The following is an 18,398-nucleotide window of genomic DNA, read 5'->3' as shown; positions in this document are numbered from 1 at the left end:
TTATTCACTACCGTTTGTTTTGATGCGCTCTTTCATGTACTCCGGAATGGGATGCTTGAAGCTGTTCAAGTAACGTTCCCAAGCCAGATTGGCCGCCGCACCGTGTACGGGGAGCACTGCACCTTCACGATCCGGGTCGGCCTGCATGCTAAGCAAGCTACGCGTCTCCTGCCCCACTTCCAGCCGTGGCGGAATATGGCGACGCTCGTTTTGCACATGCACGGGCAAGCCTTCCACCTCCGGCCAAGGGTGCACTTCAGCGTCACTCAAACGGTATTTTTCATATGGTTGACGTGCGGCGGGTTCAGCAGGCTCGGCAGCAGCGGCCGGTGTGTGCACTCCCTGATTGCTGGCGGCAGCCGGGCTGGTACTCACTGGATAGGAATTGGTTCCGGTAGCCATCGCCCCCGTTATGGGCGGCTGTGTTTGCGCCCAGGCCCCACTGGCAATCAGCAAGGAGCAGCAGAGCAAAATGCGGGATCGGTTCATAGCAATATCCTTGAAAAAACAGCAATCAGTTCATTGAATAAGACACGGGGCCCAGACTCTCAAGCAAAGGCCGGTTCAGACCGGCCTGCGACGATGAGACGACGGTTTGCCCGCTGCGTGCCACTGCATTGCCTTGGGGCTGAGCCGAACGATTCAGCACCACCTGTGTAGCCGCGGCCGATGGGGCCGGACTCAAGGCCACCGCCTGGGCGCGTGCCTGCTCATCCTTGGCGGCAGCGGCCATGCGAAGCTCCTGCTGTTTTTGCAATTGCTGACTGGCATGCAGTTGCTCCAGCTCCTGTCCTATCTGTTGCGCTATCTGTGCAATCGCTTGCTGCGTGGCCTCGTCCATCCCCGCCTGCTGCATCACAAAGGTGGCACGCTGGGTCTCTTGGCTTACCAGCAAGTACAAGGCCATATTGCTAAGAATCTTGGGGTTATCCGGGGCTAACTCCGCAGCTTTGCCCAAAGCCAGGCGAGCCCCTTGCGGTTGACCGGAGCGCAAATAGGCATAGGCCAGATCGCTTTGCACAACCGCGTTGGTCGGGTCCAATTGCGCGGCCTGTTTCAAGTAATGCGCCGCCTGCTCAAAGTGTTCTTGTGAGCCAGCAATCAGCCCCAGCCCTTGGTAAGCACGACCGGCAACCGGGGTATTGAGCAAGCTGTTGAAGGTCTGAGCCGCCTGCTCCAACTGCCCGGTCTGACGCAGCGCCTCCGCGCGCAGCACCCTCACCTCCGGGTCGGAGCCATATTCTTTTTCCATGGAATCGGCGTAGGCGAGAGAGGCAAAGTAGCGCCCCTGCTTTTGTGTCTCTTCCAGCATCCGTACCGCCATTTGCTTATCGCTGGGTCTGCGCTTTTCCCACTGTTCAATCTCTTTGCTCTGCAAAAAGGCCTCTTGCTCTTGCTGCTGACGGACCAGCTCGTAAGCGGACTCAGTGGTGGAACAAGCCACTAGCAAAGCGCTGCTTAAACCCAGTGCCGCCCAGCGCATCACGGGACGAATCCATATAGACGTTTTCATCAAAGTCATCCTCCGGCCACTTGGCTCAAGCCACGGAACAAGGCCAGAAAACCCGACCCTGCGGTAATAATGAGTAGAGCGGGCAGCAAAGTCAGGACCATGACGCCGGTCATCTTCACCGTTAATTTGCCCACTTTCGCTTTCAGTTCCAGGCGGCGTTGTTCACGCAAGCGCACACCAAAACGGTGCAAGGGTTCTTGCATCGCACCACCATGCTGGTCTACCTGCACGATCAGGCGACATATCACCGCCAGGTCTTCGTTGGTAAAGCCGCTGGATAGCCGCTCCAAAGACTGCTCTCGTGTCCGGCCACGGGCGTATTGCTCCACGGCAATCGTCAGTTCCGAACCCATCACCGGAATCACATCGTGAAATTCGCGCTCAATCGTGTGCAAGGTCTGGTCCATCGACAGGCCCACGCCCTGCAGCAAGCGCAGCAAATCCACAAACAGGGGAAGCTCGGCAGCAATACGTATGCGACGCTGACTCACACGACGAAGCAGCCACCACTTGGGCATCATCCAGCCCAGTGCAAAACCAATGAACACCGACACAAAAGGCACGAAATCATTGAGCCTGCGGGTCATGGGTAAAAAACTGAACAGGACAATGAAAACAAGGCTCAAGCCCACCCGGCTCAAGACGAAGTACTGGCGCGCCACATCAATGTGCTTGAAGCCCGCATTCATAATCAGCAGCCGGTCTTCATCGCTAAGCAGGCTGGAACCAAAGCGCCCTTGTAACCAGCGCTCCCCCAAGCTGCCTGCCTGCATCTTGATCTGCTCCACCGTCGGACGAGGCTGGCTACCTGCTTGCGCCATATGCGGTGCACCTTTCAGACGCTCATCCACCACCTGGCTCAAGCGCAGAGCCTGCTGCCGCTGCTGCCAATAATGGTGAAACCACAGGGCAAACAGGATCAGCCCGGCCAAAGCGCAAGCTACAGCTCCCCAGACCAGAACGGTTTGTGCTTCCAAGGCCATCATGTCTTGCTCCTAGACATTGCGTGCCATCCAATAAAGCCAATAACAACCCACCCCCTGCAACACAGCCGCAAACAGCAGCATGCGAAAGCCCACAGGGTCATGCCACATGGTCAAAAACAGTTCGTTATTGAAAATCAAAATGTAGATACCGATCAGGATCGGTAACAGCGCCAGAATCCAGGCAGATAAACGCACCTCGGCTGACAAGGCCACCAGTTCGCTACGGGCGTTTTCCCGGTCACGCATGAAACCGGCCATACGCTCCATGGTCTGGTCACTGCGACCACCAAAGCGCATTGCCACGCTGATGACCGCTGCCACCAAAAACAGCTCATGCAAGCCATGCTGACGCGACACAGCACGCAAGGCCACGTCCAAATCCTGCCCTGAACGATGCAAGGAATTGGCATCTTGCAGCACAGCCCCCAGAGGCAGCGGCGTGTTATCGGCCGCATTCAAAAACGCTGCCCCCATACTGTTGCCAATGGTGATTAAGCGCACCATCAGATCCAGAAAGTCCGGAATCTGCGAAACAATCTTGCGATGACGCTTATCGCTGCGAAACCAAAGAAAGGTATAGGCACCCAACAAGGTCGCCACCAGCATCGCTCCGCCAGCCACGGGCCCCACCAACACCAGCAAAATGGCGGGAGGCACGAGAGTCCCCAGCAGCAGAATCAGGTAGAAACGGCGTGAGGGCTGAATACCCGTGCGCAGCATGAACTCCCGCCAGCCCTTGGGCGCACCCAGCCAGGCATCCTGGGTGACGGTCTGCGCCCGCACGCTGCTCTGGGCCGTGGGACGCAAAGCCAGTTGCTGCTCCAGCACGTGTGCCGAGCGCTGTGCCTGCTGCCGCTGGGCCCCTTTGGCCCACAGCAACAAGGCCCCCAACATCAGGATCACCGCTGAAATAGCAATGAACAAAGCGGTCATTTAGCGCCTCCAATCCCAGAAGCCACCGCCATCCTTGGTCGCGTTGTCCTGGGCCTGAGCCTGCTCGTTGCTTAACTGATCCTTGTACTGTGTCAACTTGCGCGTATGCGGGTGAATCCCCAGGCTGACCCAGCGATCTTGCTCGGTCCCATCGTCCAGCACATAAGTCTCGTGACGGTACAGTTCCTGCATGGCAATCACGCCATCGCCCATCCCGGTTACTTCGGTAATGGACAACACGCGGCGCTTGCCATTGGGCAGACGGCCAATCTGGATAATGAAATCCAGCGCACTGGCAATCTGGCGGCGCAGGCTGTCTTCACTGCCTTGGAAGCCCGCAAAACCAGCCAGCATTTCAACGCGATAAACACATTCACGCGGAGAGTTGGCGTGAATTGTCGCCATTGATCCTTCGTGGCCCGTGTTCATGGCTTGCAGCATGTCGATCACTTCCGCGCCTCGAACCTCTCCCACCACCACCCGGTCAGGACGCATACGCAAACTATTGCGCAGCAGCTCACGAATCGAGATTTCGCCACTGCCGTCATAGCCAGCCTGACGTGCTTCCAGGCGCACTACGTGTGGGTGGTTCAAGGCCAGCTCCGCCGTATCCTCCACGGTCACCACACGTTCGTTCTTGGGAACATAAAAAGCCAGGGCATTGAGCAAAGAAGTTTTACCCGAGCTGGTCCCGCCCGAGATCAAGATATTGCAGCGCGACGCCACCGCAGCTTGCAGCAGTCGGTCAACAGGCTCATCAAATGCCCCAAGACGCATCAGGTCCTCGGGTTTGAGCGGGTCCTTGCGGAACTTACGGATGGACACCATGGGGCCATCTACCGCCAGGGGATGGATCACCACGTTCAAGCGGCCGCCATCGGGCAGACGCGCATCGACCATCGGCACGGACTCATCCAGACGACGCCCCAACGGAGCCAGAATGCGGCGCACAATGCGCAGCACATGCTGATCATCAGTAAAGCCGCTGGGCTCTCGTACCAGAACTCCGGCACGCGACACAAACAGCTTGTCATAGCCGTTGATCAAAATATCTTCGACAGCCGGATCTTCCAGCAAGTCCTCCAGCGGCCCCAGGCCCGCCAACTCGCGAGTCAAGGCCTGCACGATCTCGCGAACTTCCTGTTCGTTGACCGGCACCCGTTTCAAGCGCACGAAGCTGGCCAGTTCGATACCAACAAAGTCCTGTATCGCCTGCCGTGTCCAACGGCCAAACTCGGCCCCTAACTCTTCGATACGAGCCAGCAAATGTTCGTGAGCCTGTTCCCGGACCTGAATCAGGTCCGGACGCCCACCGAGCAATGAAGTATTGTTCATGCCTTACTTTTCCATGCTTGGGCCTGCTCAGCCCCCGAACCTGAATTTCAACCGTCCCAAAACCGAACCCACCTTGTTTTGCGACAGCACCTGCCTGCGCCCCGACAAACCCGTTGCCAGGGCTTGCATGGCGCGGGAATAAGGGTCCTTCTCATCGACTTGCACCAAAATCTTGCCCAGACTGGCACTGCGCCTGTGGCCCAGCCGCCGGTCCGGCAACACAGCAGCCAAATCCAGTTCAAAGCGCTCGGCAATGGCCGAGCCAGAAAACCCGTAAGCGGGATCGAACTGATTAACCACTAAACGTACATTAGCCAGCGCATCAAACTGAGTGCGCAGGGCCAGGAATTCGGCCAGGGACACCAGCGCCCCCATGCTCTGGTCAGTCACTACCAGCACTTCATCCACCAGCGACTCCAGCTCCACCAAAAAACGGGGATTCGGAAAGCCGCCGGCATCAATCACCAGACATCCCATGCGCTCACGCAGATAACTGCACAGGCCCAAGGAGTCTTCCAGACTGATCTGATTCAAGGTATTCACGTCGGCGGGCAAAGACAGCAAATTGAGCCCGCTGCTATGCTGCGCCAGCGCGGAATGGAGCATGGTGTCGTCCATGCGGTGACGCTGGGAGGCCGCCTGAATAAAATCAAACTCCGATCCCAAGCCCATATACAAGGCACAGTCTCCGGTCGGCGCCCCCAGATCCAGCAGACCCACCCGCTCGCTCAACGGCACCAGTTCTACCGGCAACGGTTTGGCAGACGCCACACCGCGCACCTCTTTACCCATGCGGTTCATCTCTTGCTGCAAAAGCCAGGCCAGACTGCTGGCTGTGGTGCTGCAACCCACCCCAATTCGCGCTCCCATCACCAGCACACTACGAAAAGGCTTGTCCAATAAAGGGCTTTGCTGGGTTTGGCCCAGCCTCTCGATCAAGACTTGCAACTGCTGATGCAGGTCCTCAGTGCTATCCAGACTCAAAAACTCATTTGCACCGGCCCGCAAGGCATTCACCGGCCCCTGAGGGGCCGAAGCACGCCCTACCGCTACCCGCTGCACAGTGGCATCCAGACGGGCCAGGCTGCGTACCAAGTTAACAATCGGCCCGTGTTCCTCACCCTGCTGCTTGTGCACAAAATCGAACAAGACCAAAGGCTCGGGCTGCTGGGCTAGCTCTCTACGCAAGTTCTCGGTAGTGGGCTCAATCGCCCGCACCGTCAACAGGCCTGCGGCTGCCGTGTTGATTGCCACAGCCAGCTCAGGGTGCTCTGTACACAAGAGATATTCCCGGTATCGATGCACTTCACTACTCCAAGCGCTCAGCGCGAAAACCCTGGCATCTGCTCGTAGCCATGACGACCCAGCAAAAAGTAACCCCAGGCATTGGGCGCATCATCCAGCTTTTCCTGACGTCCACCCGGCAAGGCAATCGTGGCGCCTTTCTTGATGGGTTTGATCAGGCGCGGAGTCACCACAATCACCAGCTCCAGCTCTTTTTGGCTGTACTGCACATTGCGAAAGAAACTGCCCAGAATGGGCAAATCACCCAAGAAAGGGATCTTTTTTACGGCTGCAGCGGTTTGACGCGAGACCAAGCCACTGATGATGTAGCTTTCGCCATCGCCCAGCTCAATTGTGGTGTCCGCACGGCGAGTACGCAGCGATGGCATTACACCGCCACCTGGCATTTCCACCACACGCGTGTAATCCAGATCACTGGCTTCTGGCGCTACCTTCAGGGCAATACGGTCTGGCGACAAGACAGTAGGCGTCACGGTCAGGCCGATACCAAAAGGCTTGTATTCCACGGTGGTAGTCCCTAAACCACCGGAGCTGGGAATAGGAATTTCGCCGCCGGACAAGAAGCTGGCGCTATGGCCGGACATGGCCACCAGCGTCGGTTCCGCCAGCACGCGGGCCAGGCCGTTTTGCTCCAGCAGATTCAGCGTGGCACTGAAGTTGCGCGAGTTATACGCCACGCTCAAACCACCGCTCAGCGCGCCGGGCAACAAATTCATACCACCGGACCAGGGTTTGCCGCCAATAGCATTGGCACTCAGGCCAATGTCTTTCATTACTTCACGGGACACCTCAACCACTTTAACTTCCACCTGCACCATGCCGCTGGCGCTGACCTCCGAGAGATCCAATACCGCCGCATCAGGCCCAGCGCCAGAGCGGGCAGCGGCCATAGCATCCTGATGTTCCAGCAAAGATGGGCTGCTGCCGGTAATCAAAGACTGCTGGCCTGCACTGGACACCTGGGCAGACATGGTACGGCCCGATTGCGACAGCTGCTGCTGCACTTGGCTGCTGACTTCCACCGTCCAACGCTCCGGGGTACTGCGGCCCGGCATCCAGACACGTAAATCCGCCGTACCAGGTCGCTTACCGATCAACAGGATCTCGCCTCCCTGACCGCCCGATGAGGACAGCAACTGCACATCGGCCACACTGTCATCACTGATCGCCAGACGTTGAGGCACTTGTGGCAGGCGCAAAATATCCTGATCGTTGGCCACCAGCCGAATTACTTTCTGGCCGGCACTGGCCTGAGTCGACTGCGCCATCACCGGCACCGGTACCAGCCCTCCCAAGCAGAGCGCGTACCAGCACCCCAAACCCAGACCCAATTTTTTGATTTTCTGTTTCATGTGTTTAATCCATGCTGCCTTGCGTCGCTTCCCGTCAACCTAGCCAAGCAGGCTGACCCGTCCCCACTACAAGCTATGACCTGCTCAATGCTCAACAAGCTCTAAACGGCCACCACGTATCACCTCGGTACGACGTGGCGGTGCCGCCTGGCGCTCACCGGAGCTACTCACGGCTCGTGCCCGTTCCTGTTCTTTCTCAGTCTGGCTGATCGCAAACTCACGCAGTCCCAAACCAGCCATGGCTCGGTTATCAGGCAGCTTCAAAGCATCACGCTGATCGGCGTCCAAACCCGCGCGGGCAGGAATCAAACCGGCAAATTCAGGGAACAGGCTGGCGTCGGGCAGACTTTCGTCCATCGGAGCGCGTAAGACCAACTGCAGACTGCCGCTGCGGCTGGCCAACAGCAGTTCGTTCACCGACTCCAGCGGTACGGCCAGCATGGCGTGACGGGCCTGAGTATCAGCACGACTGGGGTTAGCTTCCTCTTTGTCCGGCCCGGACAAAGACGCACCGCCATAGGCCAGTACGCGCACACGCGGCATCAATAGGCGGGCTTGTGTATCGTGGACTTCGTTATTGCTATTGAAGGTAATGAAGATATCCACGAGATCACCGGGCTCCACCCGATGGCTGGCCCCGGTAATCACATCAATGGGAATAGTGACGGCGCGCTCACCAGCATCCAGATAACTAGCCAGGCTTTTAGCAATAAAGCTGCTCAGGACTGGCTGGCCTTGCTCCAGGTCAAAACGCAGGGTTTTGCCGTTCAGCTCCTCCAGACTGTTGAAAGACTGAGCAGGGGCAGCAGGCCATTGAGCCAACTGCAGCGCATCGGCCTGCAAGGTCTCCCCTGCTTTTACATCGCGCTTGACCACCACGACGGCCTGCAAGGTAGCCGCCGGCTCCGGGTTCTGCGTGCTGATGAGGGGCTGGACCACCTCCGGTTTAGGTTTCATGCCCAGATACAGGGCAAATGCAACCAATACGGCTGCTATCAGCAATAAAAGGACTGCCGCCCCCTTCATAATGCCGCTCATTGAGGTTGTCTCCGTAGTACGAGTGATGACTTGGCACTTAAGGTGCGCAGTTGATCTTCCTGGTCTTGCTCAGAGGTGAGCAAATCCAAGGTTTGAGAAAGAATTCCAGGCTCCAGATCCAGTTTCAAAGCGATCTCTGCACACTCGTACTTGGGCTCTGACTGACAGGCCTTGGAGTTCACCTTCGCGCTAAGGTCTCCAAACCAGTTCAGAAACGGATCGCTCTTGGCCTTGCCCTTGCCATAATTGTCTGAAAGCTCTTTATTGATGAAGGGGGCAATCTCTTCAGGATTCATGGCTTGCGCCGTCACCTGTCGAGAAAGATCACCGACCAAATGCGTCATTTTTTGTTGAGCCAGAAAGAGAGAACTGAAAGTAATGATGCCGCTGAACACCAGGAGCAAAATTCCCGCCATCAAGGCGAACTCGATCGCTGCAACACCTTGTTGGCGGTTCGCTGCGCTGCGCGGTTTATGGGTCAGATTCATTGCGCGTCCCCCACTTCACCCGCCACTAGAAGGTTGATTTGTGCATTGCCCTTCAATTGCTCAGGCACAACCAAAGCAAATAGAGTATTGGGAGCAAATCGCGGCACAAGGGGAGCGAGCAGATAGTCGTACTCAATGCCGACGTGGACCTCGTTACTGACCAGGTCTGCCGTCACTCGCACATGATCACTGCCTACCCAGTTGCTCAGCCATTTCACTTGGCTAGCAGCAACCTGCCTGGCTCGGTCAGCCCGGGCCTGCAAACGATTCAGGCCCGCCATCGGACCACCTGAACCTGAGCCAGGATCTACCAGGGCGGCGCGCGCCCCGGATTCAGCAGCGAAATTTAAAGACTGTTGAGCGGTCATGATCAGACCAAAGGTCAACAAGCCATAAATGAAGAGAAATAGCAGGGGAAACACAAATGCAAATTCCAGCGCGTAGGCCCCGTATTGATTTCTTTTAGCTACGCCACGCCGCTGTTGTAATTGGCCCTCTCGTGGGGGCTTTATTGATTTTGCATCCATACCCACCCCACTGTTGCAAGGGATAACCAGGCGCCTAACGGCACACTGCGCGCTTTAACTCGAGTCCCTGGTAAAGCAAATCCATACTTTTGTTCCAAGGACGGTATCAGCACTAGCACCAAAGCATGAAGACCCGCCAAAACAGTAGCAAACAGCACCACCATTCCCGCTTCCTTCCATCCCAAAGCCAGGCCTAGTATGGCCATCAGCTTTACATCGGCTGCACCCATCAAACGCACTAACCAGACCGGATAAAAAATCAGCAAGGCACCAGCAAAGCCAATCAAGGAGTCTGCCCAGCCAGCAATCCATCCCCAGGGAAGGCCATAGAGCACGCTGACCGTCACCTTGTGCAGCAATACCGCCAAACAGTAAAAAACCAGTAATGAATTAGATATTTTCCGAAATCTCAGATCGTGATAAATAATCTGAAGGGAAAAGAAAATAAGCAAAAAAACAAAAGAGAGATTGATTAAGTCAAACATAAGCATCAGCCATTCAAGCTAAAAGGCACAGCCAGACTTGAATTGGCTGATGCTAAAACATAACCGTCTATTAAGTTACGGAATCGGCGCCACTTACCGCATCGGACACTTTTGTGAATAGCCCATCCAAATTCGTGCCAAGCGCGGTCAAAACACCGATGATGGCCACCGCGATCAAACCAGCGATCAGACCATACTCAATAGCGGTTGCACCGTCTTCGTCATTCCAGAATTGCTGAAGTTGAGTCTTCATGACTGTCCCCATTTAAAAATAAAAAATTACCCTCAAAAGTGAGGAAAAGACGCCCTTTTGGGGCACAACACTTTGCCAACTTTGGCAACTTCCACCACTAACCGTTATCAATTTTTGTATTTTCCAGATGAAAACATCTTAAACCCATGTATGTGACTGTTTTCACTAGGGTTTACGTGTAACACACGTTAAATACACAACCGAATTCTATCCCAAAGATACTGAAAACGCATGATTGTGTATTTACAACAGCCAAAATCCCATGGAAAAACGGCAAAAAACGGATAATTAGAAACATTCACTTACCCAAAATGTGTCTAAATTTGCTAATGTTACCGTTTTTATCATTTCAGAATGTGACAGAAAATTCACTCTCGCTAGGGCAAAGCGACAACTCTGTTCTTTTTAATTACTTGAAAGAAGGTCATTTTTCCTTTCCGACTACCTGCGTCCAAGGGAAAACCCCATAGGACGTAAGTAAGCATCAATACAGTGATAAAAGACTGTTTGCGAACAAGCCAAATAAGGCCAAATTCTTTTAGGTTTCAAAATGTAATAGTTGCTTTGTTTTTAAGCCTTAGTGAACAACAGCCACTTTTCAAACAGCAAAAAGTGACAGCAAAGACAAACTACGGCACAGTAGAAAAAAGCGCCCGATTTTCAGCTAATAATGATTAAAGAATATGAATCACAAGCCCTACTTGCCATTGGCCTGCCTTAAAAGAAAAAATCCCAGCCTGATTGCAAGCCTGGGATTATTTATGGGACTGGCTGCCGCAAGCTCAAATAGCTTGGCCGACGCCCCTTTACGAGGCAATCCGGTAGACTCTTTGCCGCCCATCAATGCTCCCGCCCCCACTACCCGGGCCCCCTCTTTAGCTATTCCCCCTGCTGCTGCCCAAAATCAGTTGCAGCAGCAACTCCAACAGCAACTGGTGGTACGCAGTTTTGATGTCAGCGGCAGTCGCAGTATTCCGTTCGAACAGATCACCGCGATTCTGGAACCATTGGCAGGCAAAACGCTGAGCATTGCTCAACTGATCATGGAAGTGAACAAGATCACTGCCCTGTATCAGGAACGCGGCTACCCCCTGTCCTTTGCTCTATTGCAGCAGCAGGATTTTGCCCAAGGCCATATCAAAGTGACGGTGGTGGAGGGACACGTAGGCAGTGTGCGTATTGAAGGAGATCCAGGCCGTAGCCAAGCGCGCATTGAACGAATTGCACAGGCCATGGTGGATGAAAAGCCACTGACACAACGAACACTGGAGCGCACGATGAATTTGCTGCGCACCGTGCCTGGACTCAAAATCGATCCCAAGCTGGACTTGCCTGTGCGCACGGATGGCGCTTCCGAGTTGCTCATCAATGCCCAGCACAAATCTTTCAGCGCCAATGCCAGCGTGGCAGAAATGGGTTCCAGCAAACAGGCGATCGTGCAGCTAAGCGCCAATAGCCTGACACCGCTGGGCGAAGAGCTGAAGCTGACCGCTGCCATCCCTACTGGCTCCGAGGACGTGAACTACATCGCCGGTAACCTGACCATCCCACTCAGCGGCAATGGTTTGGCACTGGAAATCGACGGCTACCACTACCGCTCCAAACCGCGTGACGAAGTCCTTGAAAGTCAGGGTTGGAATAGAAAGGTGATCAACGAGCGTGTGGGGGCTGCAATCAGCTACCCCTTTATTCTGAGCAATCAGCGCAGCCTGAAAGGCACAGCTGGTTTTTATGCCAGCCGCTCCCTGGACGACTACACCCACAAAACCCTGGACAATGTCTGGATTGAAAATACGACAGACGTCCGTGCCCTGAAAGCTGAACTGCGCTATACCGATGCCTCGCAACGGCAATCACGGGAACTGAATTTGGGGGCCTACAAAGGCTTGGATGCAATGGGTGCTCGCAAGAGTCTGAATACCTATCTGCAACGCGACCTGGAGTCTGACCTGGATCTGAACTTCACCCGCTGGACGGCAGCGTTCAAACAAAACGTCGTTTTGCCCGCCCAATTTGGCATGAGCTTTTCCGCTAGTGGCCAATACAGCTCGAATGTCTTGCCCAACTCCGAACAAGTTTCCTTTGGAGCCTGGCGACATGGCTACGGCTATCCACAAGGTGAGCTGGCAGGCGATAAGGGCGTGGGCGCCACTCTGGAACTGAATCGTCGCTTTACCAATTCTTCTACCTGGCTCAATAACATCCAGCCTTACATTGCTTATGACTGGGCCCGTGCCTGGTACAACCTGGACAGGCTCAACAGCTATAACAATCGCCGTTTACGCTCCGCCGCTATTGGGGTTCGACTATCCAATAACAAACACTACCTGTTCGACATTAACGTGGCCAAGCCCATGGGCGATCTACCGGTCAACTCCGACAAGCGCAAACTGCGCGTGAACACCAACTTCCTGTTCTTTTACGACGGGTTTTAAGCCTCTCCCCGCCCCTGTCTGGAACCAAGGCCATCGCAAGATGGCCTTTTTTGTATCCCATCTAGCCCGATTAAGCCCCCAGGTGTTACGAAAAACGTTACGTAACAGGAACGGAACATGATCTCGGAACACGCCTAAACAAGGGAAAACCCACCTCATAAAGGGTTCAATGAAAAATAACAAACACCACCTAAAAACCAATAAGTCATTGATTAAATTAAAAAAATAAAAATAAAAAAAGTAAAAATAGGGAATTGGCACAGTACTTGCTTCATGTCTATCAACAGACCCATCAGGGCGAGCCTACACTTCCAATCGGAGTCAGACATGAAAGCAAGGAATTCAGCAAGAAAAGCCTCGGTACAGCAGATTTTGCAACGTACTGTTGTGGCCACCTTAGTCATCAGCGCGGTCGCTTTGGCCGGTTGCTCCTCGCGCGGAGGCGTTCGGGACGGCCTTGAAGTGTCCGTACGTCCCCCCGTTGTAGACCCCAATCTGCCCAACCCCGGTGACGGCGGCAATGGAGGTGGTAATAACGGCGGTGGCAATAATGGGGGCGGCAACAACGGCGGCGGGAATAATGGGGGTGGTAACAATGGCGGCAGCAATGGCGGCAGCAATAACAGCCTGACCGAAAATGCCCTGGGCAATTTGGGCAAAGCCGTAGATAACGTTGTTCCTCTGAACTTGAGCAAAACCGGCTCAGAACTGGGCAAAACCTTGGATGGCGCCCTGAAACCCGTCACGAATATTGTGACGGACACGACACGCACTGTCGGTGGTGTCACTGGTCTGGGGCAACCGGTTAATGGCCTTACCCAACAAGTGGGTGGAGTGGTCTCCAACTTGGGTGGACAACTCAGCCAATCGGGCTTGCCTCTGAACCTGGGCGAAGGTGTAGGCGGTTTGACGAATCATCTGGGACAGGCTGTGAGCTCGCTAGGCGGCTTGTTGGTCAACGATCCCAAGAACTCGAACCCACTGGGCAATACCCTGCACCACGCCACCAAAGGCGTAGAAGTACTGACAGGTGCCTTGCTGGGTGAAGGAAGCTTGCTGCACCCGTTGACCTCTCAACTGGGGCTGGGTGGCATCTTGCTGGCAGATTCTGGCGAACCTATTTTGAAACCAGCCTTGGGCAATGTCGGCCAAACCGTCGACAACATTCTGCCTGTGGGCCTGGCTCCGATTCTGGGTGATGTCGGCTCCGCGTTGGACAATACGGTGGCCCCTGTAGTGGCAACCGTCACCAATGTCACTCAGCAAGTGGGTGATGGTTTGGGTGTAGGCCAGCCTATCAACTCGCTGCTGGGCGGCGTAGGCAATGTACTGAACCAGGCAGGCGGCACCTTGGACTCTGCCACGCCTCTGGGCTTGGGCGGTGTGTTGAGCCACTTGGGGGATGCAGTATCGGCCACAGGCGGCTTGCTGCACGCTACGCCTGACAACACTAATCCTTTGGGTAATGTGCTCAATAGCACTACCTTGGCCGTCGCCTCTTTGACAAACGGACTGGGCGGAATCACAGGTGGAGAAGGCGGTGGTCTCTTATCGCCTGTCACTGGCCTGCTGGGCGGCTTGGGTGGCGGTGAAGGAGCCAACGCTGGCTTGCTGGCTCCAGTCACTGGCTTGTTGGGTGGATTGACAGGCGGCCTGACTGGCGGTGAGGCAAGCAACGGTGGCCTGCTGGCTCCGGTGACTGGCTTGGTCGGTAGTTTGACGGGCGGCTTGGCTGGCGGTGAAGGTGCCAACGGCGGTTTGCTGGCTCCAGTCACTGGCTTGGTCGGCAGTTTGACGGGCGGCTTGGCTGGCGGTGAAGGTGCCAACGGCGGCTTGCTGGCTCCCGTAACAGGTTTGTTGGGTGGCATCACAGGCAGTGTTGCAATCGGCGGCGGTGCCGGCGCAGAGGCACAAGCGGGTGGTGGTTTACTGGCACCGGTAACCGGCTTAGTTGGCGGTCTGGTAGGCGGCTTGACCGGCGGAGTCAGTGTACAAGCGGAAGGTAATGCAGCAGGCGGTACCCAAGCAAATGGCGGCTTGTTGGCTCCTGTAACCGGCCTGTTGGGCGGCCTGCTGGGAGGTGGCAAGAAATGATGAATAAAGTGATGAACCCGGTAAGTCTGCCAGTCAATTTCCACCCTGGCGCCCAGGGCGCCGGGGCCCGATCAAACTGGTCTAGCTTTTCTGACGAGCAAGCCGTGTTATCTGAAAAAATGCTGCTGGATCTGAGCAAAATGCTGGGTCGCCAATTCACCATTTATGCCGAAGCTCTGAAAGCCAGCCTGGCTGAAGAGGCCTGCATGCCACTCAATGATTTCAAGGCGCTGGAATACATCATGGAGTTTGATGCTCTACCTACCGGACAACTGGCACATCTGATGGATTTGAGCGCTAGCGGAGTCAGCGCATTGATCAATAGGCTGGAACACCGGGGCTACATTACTCGCGGTCGCCACCCTTTGGACAAACGCGTCATTGCTCTGCACCCGGTAGTAGACAAGTGTCGCGATGTACTGGCTGTCAAAGAGCGAGCGATCAACCAGGCCATCAACACAGCTGCCAATCAAAATCCGGCACAACTGATCGCGATGTATGACTTTCTGGTCGATAGCATGAGTACCTTCAGGCAGAACACCAAGGCTTGGCTGGACGCCAAGGCGCTCGTACCCCGAACTTCCTGACCCCCTGTATATCTCCACCAGAACCGCTGCTTGTCAGCGGTTCTTTTTTTGTTACGTAACACGTTCCGCCCCCGGCCTTTAAGCCGTAACAAATAGGCCTCTTTTTTCTCTCCTCTTTCGCCCAAACTCAATATAAATGCGGCTTTCAGAGGCCCCAATAAATTGGCACGCGAATTGCTTCACTAGATTCAGGAAGCAAGCACATACCGATTATTTATTGGAGCACGCAATGTATAAAAATATCGACAGCAAGAAACCAGGCCTGCGCCTGACACTCCTGGCCACCTTGATGGTCAGTACCTTGGCGTTAACTGCCTGCGGAAGCTTGAGCGGTGGCGGTTCCTCGGGCGGTTCAGACAACTCCGTTCCAACCAACCCCGACCCAGGCGGTTCAGGTGGTGGCAATAACGGTGGCGGCGACAACGGCGGCGGCAATAACGGCGGCGGCGACAACGGCGGTGGTAATAACGGCGGCGGCAATAACGGCGGTGGTGATAACGGCGGCGGCAATAACGGCGGCGGCGACAACGGCGGTGGTGATAACGGCGGCGGCAATAACGGCGGCGGCGACAACGGCGGTGGTGATAACGGCGGCGGCGATAACGGCGGCGGCGATAACGGTGGTGGCGACAACGGCGGTGGTGATAACGGCGGTGGCAATCCTCCCGGCCGCACAGTTGGACCACTAGAAACAACGCTGAACAATGTTGGGGAAGCGGTTGATAACGTGCTGCCAATTGGTTTGCAAGACACCGGTGGCAAAATCGGCAAAACACTGGATACGGTGGTTTCCCCTGTAGTTGACACTGCGACCGGCTTGACGCAACAGATCGGCGGCGCCACCGGTCTTGGCAAACCTATCGACAGCTTGCTGGGACAAACAGGCAATGTGGTTACCAACTTGGGCGAGCAGTTGGGCAACAGCAATTTGCCGTTGAATCTGGGCCAAGGTGTGGGCGGCTTGGTTGCCGGTGTGGGTGGGGCTTTGGGCAGCGTGGGTGGCTTGCTGAACAATGATCCCAATAACCCGAAACCAGTAACTGCTGTTCTGGGGCATCTTACCGGCGGCGTTTCGGCATTGACCGGTTCACTGCTGGGCGAAGGTAGCCTGCTCTATCCTCTGACCGGTCAACTGGGACTGGACGGCTTGCTCAGTGGCGCAGATGCCCAACCTATTTTGCAACCTTCACTAGCTAACGTAGGCCAGACCGTCGACAACATTTTGCCTATTGGTTTGAATCCAATTTTGGGCAATGTGGGTGAAGCCTTGGATACGGTGGTGGCTCCTGTAGGCGCCGTCGTGACCCAAGTGACCCAACAGTTGGGCGATGGCCTGGGCGTCGGCCAGCCTATCAATTCCTTGCTGGGTAATTTGGGCAATAGCCTAAGCCAAGTCGGCACCCAACTGGATGGCACGACACCTCTGGGCTTGGGCGGGACGGTTAACCACTTGGGTCAAACCGTTGCATCCCTGGGCGGCCTGCTGCACAAAACGGAAGGCAACACGAACCCACTGGGCAACACTTTGAACCACGCAACCCAAGCCGTAGCCTCCTTGACGGGTGGTTTGACGGGGAATGGTGAGGGCGGCTTGCTCTCCCCTGTCACCGGTTTGCTGGGCGGCCTGACGGGTGGCTTGGGCGGTGACCCCGGCAACGGCGGTTTGCTGGCACCCGTGACCGGACTGGTCGGTGGCCTGACGGGCGGACTAGGCGGCGGTGAAGGGGCTAACGGTGGTTTGCTGGCCCCAGTAACTGGTTTGGTAAGCGGCTTGGTGGGTGGCCTGGGTGGCGGTGACGCGGCCAACGGCGGTGGATTGCTGGCTCCCGTGACCGGACTGGTCGGTGGATTGACGGGCGGACTGGGCGGCGGTGAAGGGGCTAACGGCGGTTTGCTGTCCCCAGTCACTGGCTTGGTAGGCGGTTTGGTCGGTGGACTAGGTGGCGGTGACGCGGCCAACGGCGGTGGATTGCTGGCTCCCGTGACCAATCTGGTCGGTGGCTTGACGGGCGGACTAGGTGGCGGTGAAGGGGCTAACGGTGGTTTGCTGGCTCCGGTTACTGGCCTGGTAGGAGGTCTGCTGGGCACCGTCACTGTAAGTGTTGAGGCGAATGCCTCTGGCAGCATCAGTGCGGGTGGTGGCGCAGCAGCTGGCGGCAATAAGGGCGGCTTGCTCGCCCCAGTCACCGGCTTGCTTGGCGGTTTGCTGGGCGGCGGCGCTCCTCGCTAAGTGACAGGGCGGGGTCTGATAAAGGCCCCGCCCGTGACCAAACAGAAGTTACCAGGCGCTTACTGGCAGGTCCGGACAATCCCAATCACAAAAAGGAGTAAGTCATGACTACGAATACACGTAAGCGTTTTGCTTCTAGCGGGATCATTTTGTTCAGCCTGCTGGAATCTGTGGTGTCGGTGTCAGCCCAGACCAGCGGCCTGGCAAGGGATCAGCAGGCCCTCCCCTCAGTTTTCAATTCAACGTCACACGTTTCTTGGACTGCAGAGATGGCCGCTGCACCCAGCCCAGCTGAAATGACCTTGAGAAATCTTGATAGAACAGTCGACATCGCATTTCCGACAAGACCTAACTACTTTTATTTAAATCAGCCGGTTTTTGTAGGAGCTCTGGAAGAGATCATGGACTACGAGCAACGCATAAGGGACGCCATTGATCAAAGTGTTTTCCTTTCAGAAACTGGCGAAATAATCGACATTTCGTCGAGCGAGGCAGTAGATATCCTGGGAAGGATTATTGAGCAATCTGATCTGCCTTTGAATCTGGGCGAAGCATCTGGCTTACTCGTTCACAGCGTAGGCGATGCGATGGGTAGCGCCAGCGGTTTGCTCCATAACACCCCCAACAACCCCTATCCATTGACCTCCGCGCTCAGTCACGCAACAGGCGGACTGGCGGATGCGGCCACTGCTCTCTTACAAGACAACAATCACCTGCAGTCATTAAGTGGCTTACCCGCTAACAACAGCTCTGCAACTTCCTCAGCCAATAACAGCCTGCTGGCCCCCGTCACGGGCCTGGTCAGCGGACTGCTGGGCGGCCCACCACGCTAAGGAC

The 18,398-nt window shown here is 55.8% G+C and carries 17 protein-coding genes; 5 read left to right on the top strand and 12 right to left on the bottom strand.

Annotated features, from left to right (window positions below; all coding sequences use genetic code 11):
- The 12 genes from AC1RSM_RS00995 to AC1RSM_RS00940 form a co-directional block, all read right to left on the bottom strand.
- The gene (locus AC1RSM_RS00995; RefSeq protein WP_492928600.1) at positions 1 to 489 is read right to left on the bottom strand and encodes a DUF3613 domain-containing protein; all 489 of its coding nucleotides are present in this window, start codon (positions 487 to 489) and stop codon (positions 1 to 3) included.
- 25 nt (positions 490 to 514) lie between these two features.
- The gene (locus tag AC1RSM_RS00990; protein ID WP_492928597.1) at positions 515 to 1,513 is read right to left on the bottom strand and encodes a tetratricopeptide repeat protein; all 999 of its coding nucleotides are present in this window, start codon (positions 1,511 to 1,513) and stop codon (positions 515 to 517) included.
- Between the two features lie 5 nt (positions 1,514 to 1,518).
- Positions 1,519 to 2,499, bottom strand: a complete 981-nt coding sequence (locus tag AC1RSM_RS00985) for a type II secretion system F family protein (RefSeq protein WP_492928595.1) — start codon at positions 2,497 to 2,499, stop codon at positions 1,519 to 1,521.
- Between the two features lie 9 nt (positions 2,500 to 2,508).
- Complete coding sequence (locus AC1RSM_RS00980; RefSeq protein WP_492928592.1) at positions 2,509 to 3,432, bottom strand: type II secretion system F family protein; 924 nt, start codon at positions 3,430 to 3,432, stop codon at positions 2,509 to 2,511.
- On the bottom strand, positions 3,433 to 4,767 hold the full coding sequence (locus AC1RSM_RS00975) for a TadA family conjugal transfer-associated ATPase (protein WP_492928589.1): 1,335 nt from the start codon (positions 4,765 to 4,767) through the stop codon (positions 3,433 to 3,435).
- A gap of 27 nt (positions 4,768 to 4,794) precedes the next feature.
- Entirely contained in the window at positions 4,795 to 6,048 is a 1,254-nt protein-coding gene (locus AC1RSM_RS00970; RefSeq protein ID WP_492928587.1) for a CpaE/TadZ family protein, read from the bottom strand.
- A 41-nt stretch (positions 6,049 to 6,089) separates the two neighbouring features.
- Entirely contained in the window at positions 6,090 to 7,424 is a 1,335-nt protein-coding gene (locus AC1RSM_RS00965) for a type II and III secretion system protein family protein (RefSeq protein WP_492928585.1), read from the bottom strand.
- 84 nt (positions 7,425 to 7,508) lie between these two features.
- On the bottom strand, positions 7,509 to 8,462 hold the full coding sequence (gene cpaB, locus AC1RSM_RS00960; RefSeq protein WP_492928584.1) for a Flp pilus assembly protein CpaB: 954 nt from the start codon (positions 8,460 to 8,462) through the stop codon (positions 7,509 to 7,511).
- Positions 8,459 to 8,950: a TadE/TadG family type IV pilus assembly protein gene (locus AC1RSM_RS00955; RefSeq protein ID WP_492928581.1), complete on the bottom strand. Its 492-nt coding sequence runs from the start codon at positions 8,948 to 8,950 to the stop codon at positions 8,459 to 8,461. Before AC1RSM_RS00955 ends, cpaB begins: the two co-directional genes overlap by 4 nt.
- A complete protein-coding gene (locus AC1RSM_RS00950) occupies positions 8,947 to 9,477 on the bottom strand; it encodes a TadE/TadG family type IV pilus assembly protein (protein WP_492928579.1) in 531 nt (176 codons plus the stop codon). Before AC1RSM_RS00950 ends, AC1RSM_RS00955 begins: the two co-directional genes overlap by 4 nt.
- Positions 9,459 to 9,962 (bottom strand): A24 family peptidase, encoded by a 504-nt coding sequence (locus AC1RSM_RS00945; protein WP_492928577.1) that lies wholly within the window; start codon positions 9,960 to 9,962, stop codon positions 9,459 to 9,461. The genes AC1RSM_RS00950 and AC1RSM_RS00945 overlap by 19 nt, the downstream gene beginning before the upstream one ends.
- A gap of 70 nt (positions 9,963 to 10,032) precedes the next feature.
- Positions 10,033 to 10,215 (bottom strand): Flp family type IVb pilin, encoded by a 183-nt coding sequence (locus AC1RSM_RS00940; RefSeq protein ID WP_492928576.1) that lies wholly within the window; start codon positions 10,213 to 10,215, stop codon positions 10,033 to 10,035.
- A gap of 761 nt (positions 10,216 to 10,976) precedes the next feature.
- On the opposite strand from AC1RSM_RS00940, the gene AC1RSM_RS00935 reads away from it, so the two are divergent.
- The 5 genes from AC1RSM_RS00935 to AC1RSM_RS00915 all read left to right on the top strand — a co-directional run bounded on the left by AC1RSM_RS00935 (position 10,977) and on the right by AC1RSM_RS00915 (position 18,394).
- Complete coding sequence (locus AC1RSM_RS00935; protein ID WP_492928573.1) at positions 10,977 to 12,650, top strand: ShlB/FhaC/HecB family hemolysin secretion/activation protein; 1,674 nt, start codon at positions 10,977 to 10,979, stop codon at positions 12,648 to 12,650.
- 327 nt (positions 12,651 to 12,977) lie between these two features.
- Positions 12,978 to 14,744, top strand: coding sequence for a collagen-like triple helix repeat-containing protein (locus AC1RSM_RS00930; RefSeq protein WP_492928571.1), 1,767 nt, complete (start codon positions 12,978 to 12,980; stop codon positions 14,742 to 14,744).
- Positions 14,741 to 15,331 (top strand): MarR family winged helix-turn-helix transcriptional regulator, encoded by a 591-nt coding sequence (locus AC1RSM_RS00925; RefSeq protein ID WP_492928569.1) that lies wholly within the window; start codon positions 14,741 to 14,743, stop codon positions 15,329 to 15,331. Before AC1RSM_RS00930 ends, AC1RSM_RS00925 begins: the two co-directional genes overlap by 4 nt.
- Positions 15,332 to 15,560: 229 nt before the next feature.
- On the top strand, positions 15,561 to 17,561 hold the full coding sequence (locus AC1RSM_RS00920; protein ID WP_492928567.1) for a collagen-like triple helix repeat-containing protein: 2,001 nt from the start codon (positions 15,561 to 15,563) through the stop codon (positions 17,559 to 17,561).
- A gap of 104 nt (positions 17,562 to 17,665) precedes the next feature.
- Positions 17,666 to 18,394, top strand: a complete 729-nt coding sequence (locus tag AC1RSM_RS00915; protein ID WP_492928566.1) for a hypothetical protein — start codon at positions 17,666 to 17,668, stop codon at positions 18,392 to 18,394.
- Positions 18,395 to 18,398 lie beyond the last annotated feature (4 nt).

It is taken from the genome of Alcaligenes sp. GW821-FHT11D07 (genome assembly GCF_058808495.1).
This window is presented reverse-complemented; position numbering and strand designations above follow the sequence as displayed.

Excerpts from the sequence above, each read along its gene's own strand:
- AC1RSM_RS00995 (WP_492928600.1), bottom strand. The coding sequence starts at position 489 with ATGAACCGATCCCGCATTTTGCTCTGCTGCTCCTTGCTGATTGCCAGT.
- AC1RSM_RS00990 (WP_492928597.1), bottom strand. The coding sequence starts at position 1,513 with ATGAAAACGTCTATATGGATTCGTCCCGTGATGCGCTGGGCGGCACTG.
- AC1RSM_RS00985 (WP_492928595.1), bottom strand. The coding sequence starts at position 2,499 with ATGATGGCCTTGGAAGCACAAACCGTTCTGGTCTGGGGAGCTGTAGCT.
- AC1RSM_RS00980 (WP_492928592.1), bottom strand. The coding sequence starts at position 3,432 with ATGACCGCTTTGTTCATTGCTATTTCAGCGGTGATCCTGATGTTGGGG.
- AC1RSM_RS00975 (WP_492928589.1), bottom strand. The coding sequence starts at position 4,767 with ATGAACAATACTTCATTGCTCGGTGGGCGTCCGGACCTGATTCAGGTC.
- AC1RSM_RS00965 (WP_492928585.1), bottom strand. The coding sequence starts at position 7,424 with ATGAAACAGAAAATCAAAAAATTGGGTCTGGGTTTGGGGTGCTGGTAC.
- cpaB (WP_492928584.1), bottom strand. The coding sequence starts at position 8,462 with ATGAGCGGCATTATGAAGGGGGCGGCAGTCCTTTTATTGCTGATAGCA.
- AC1RSM_RS00955 (WP_492928581.1), bottom strand. The coding sequence starts at position 8,950 with ATGAATCTGACCCATAAACCGCGCAGCGCAGCGAACCGCCAACAAGGT.
- AC1RSM_RS00950 (WP_492928579.1), bottom strand. The coding sequence starts at position 9,477 with ATGGATGCAAAATCAATAAAGCCCCCACGAGAGGGCCAATTACAACAG.
- AC1RSM_RS00945 (WP_492928577.1), bottom strand. The coding sequence starts at position 9,962 with ATGTTTGACTTAATCAATCTCTCTTTTGTTTTTTTGCTTATTTTCTTT.
- AC1RSM_RS00940 (WP_492928576.1), bottom strand. The coding sequence starts at position 10,215 with ATGAAGACTCAACTTCAGCAATTCTGGAATGACGAAGACGGTGCAACC.
- AC1RSM_RS00935 (WP_492928573.1), top strand. The coding sequence starts at position 10,977 with ATGGGACTGGCTGCCGCAAGCTCAAATAGCTTGGCCGACGCCCCTTTA.
- AC1RSM_RS00930 (WP_492928571.1), top strand. The coding sequence starts at position 12,978 with ATGAAAGCAAGGAATTCAGCAAGAAAAGCCTCGGTACAGCAGATTTTG.
- AC1RSM_RS00925 (WP_492928569.1), top strand. The coding sequence starts at position 14,741 with ATGATGAATAAAGTGATGAACCCGGTAAGTCTGCCAGTCAATTTCCAC.
- AC1RSM_RS00920 (WP_492928567.1), top strand. The coding sequence starts at position 15,561 with ATGTATAAAAATATCGACAGCAAGAAACCAGGCCTGCGCCTGACACTC.
- AC1RSM_RS00915 (WP_492928566.1), top strand. The coding sequence starts at position 17,666 with ATGACTACGAATACACGTAAGCGTTTTGCTTCTAGCGGGATCATTTTG.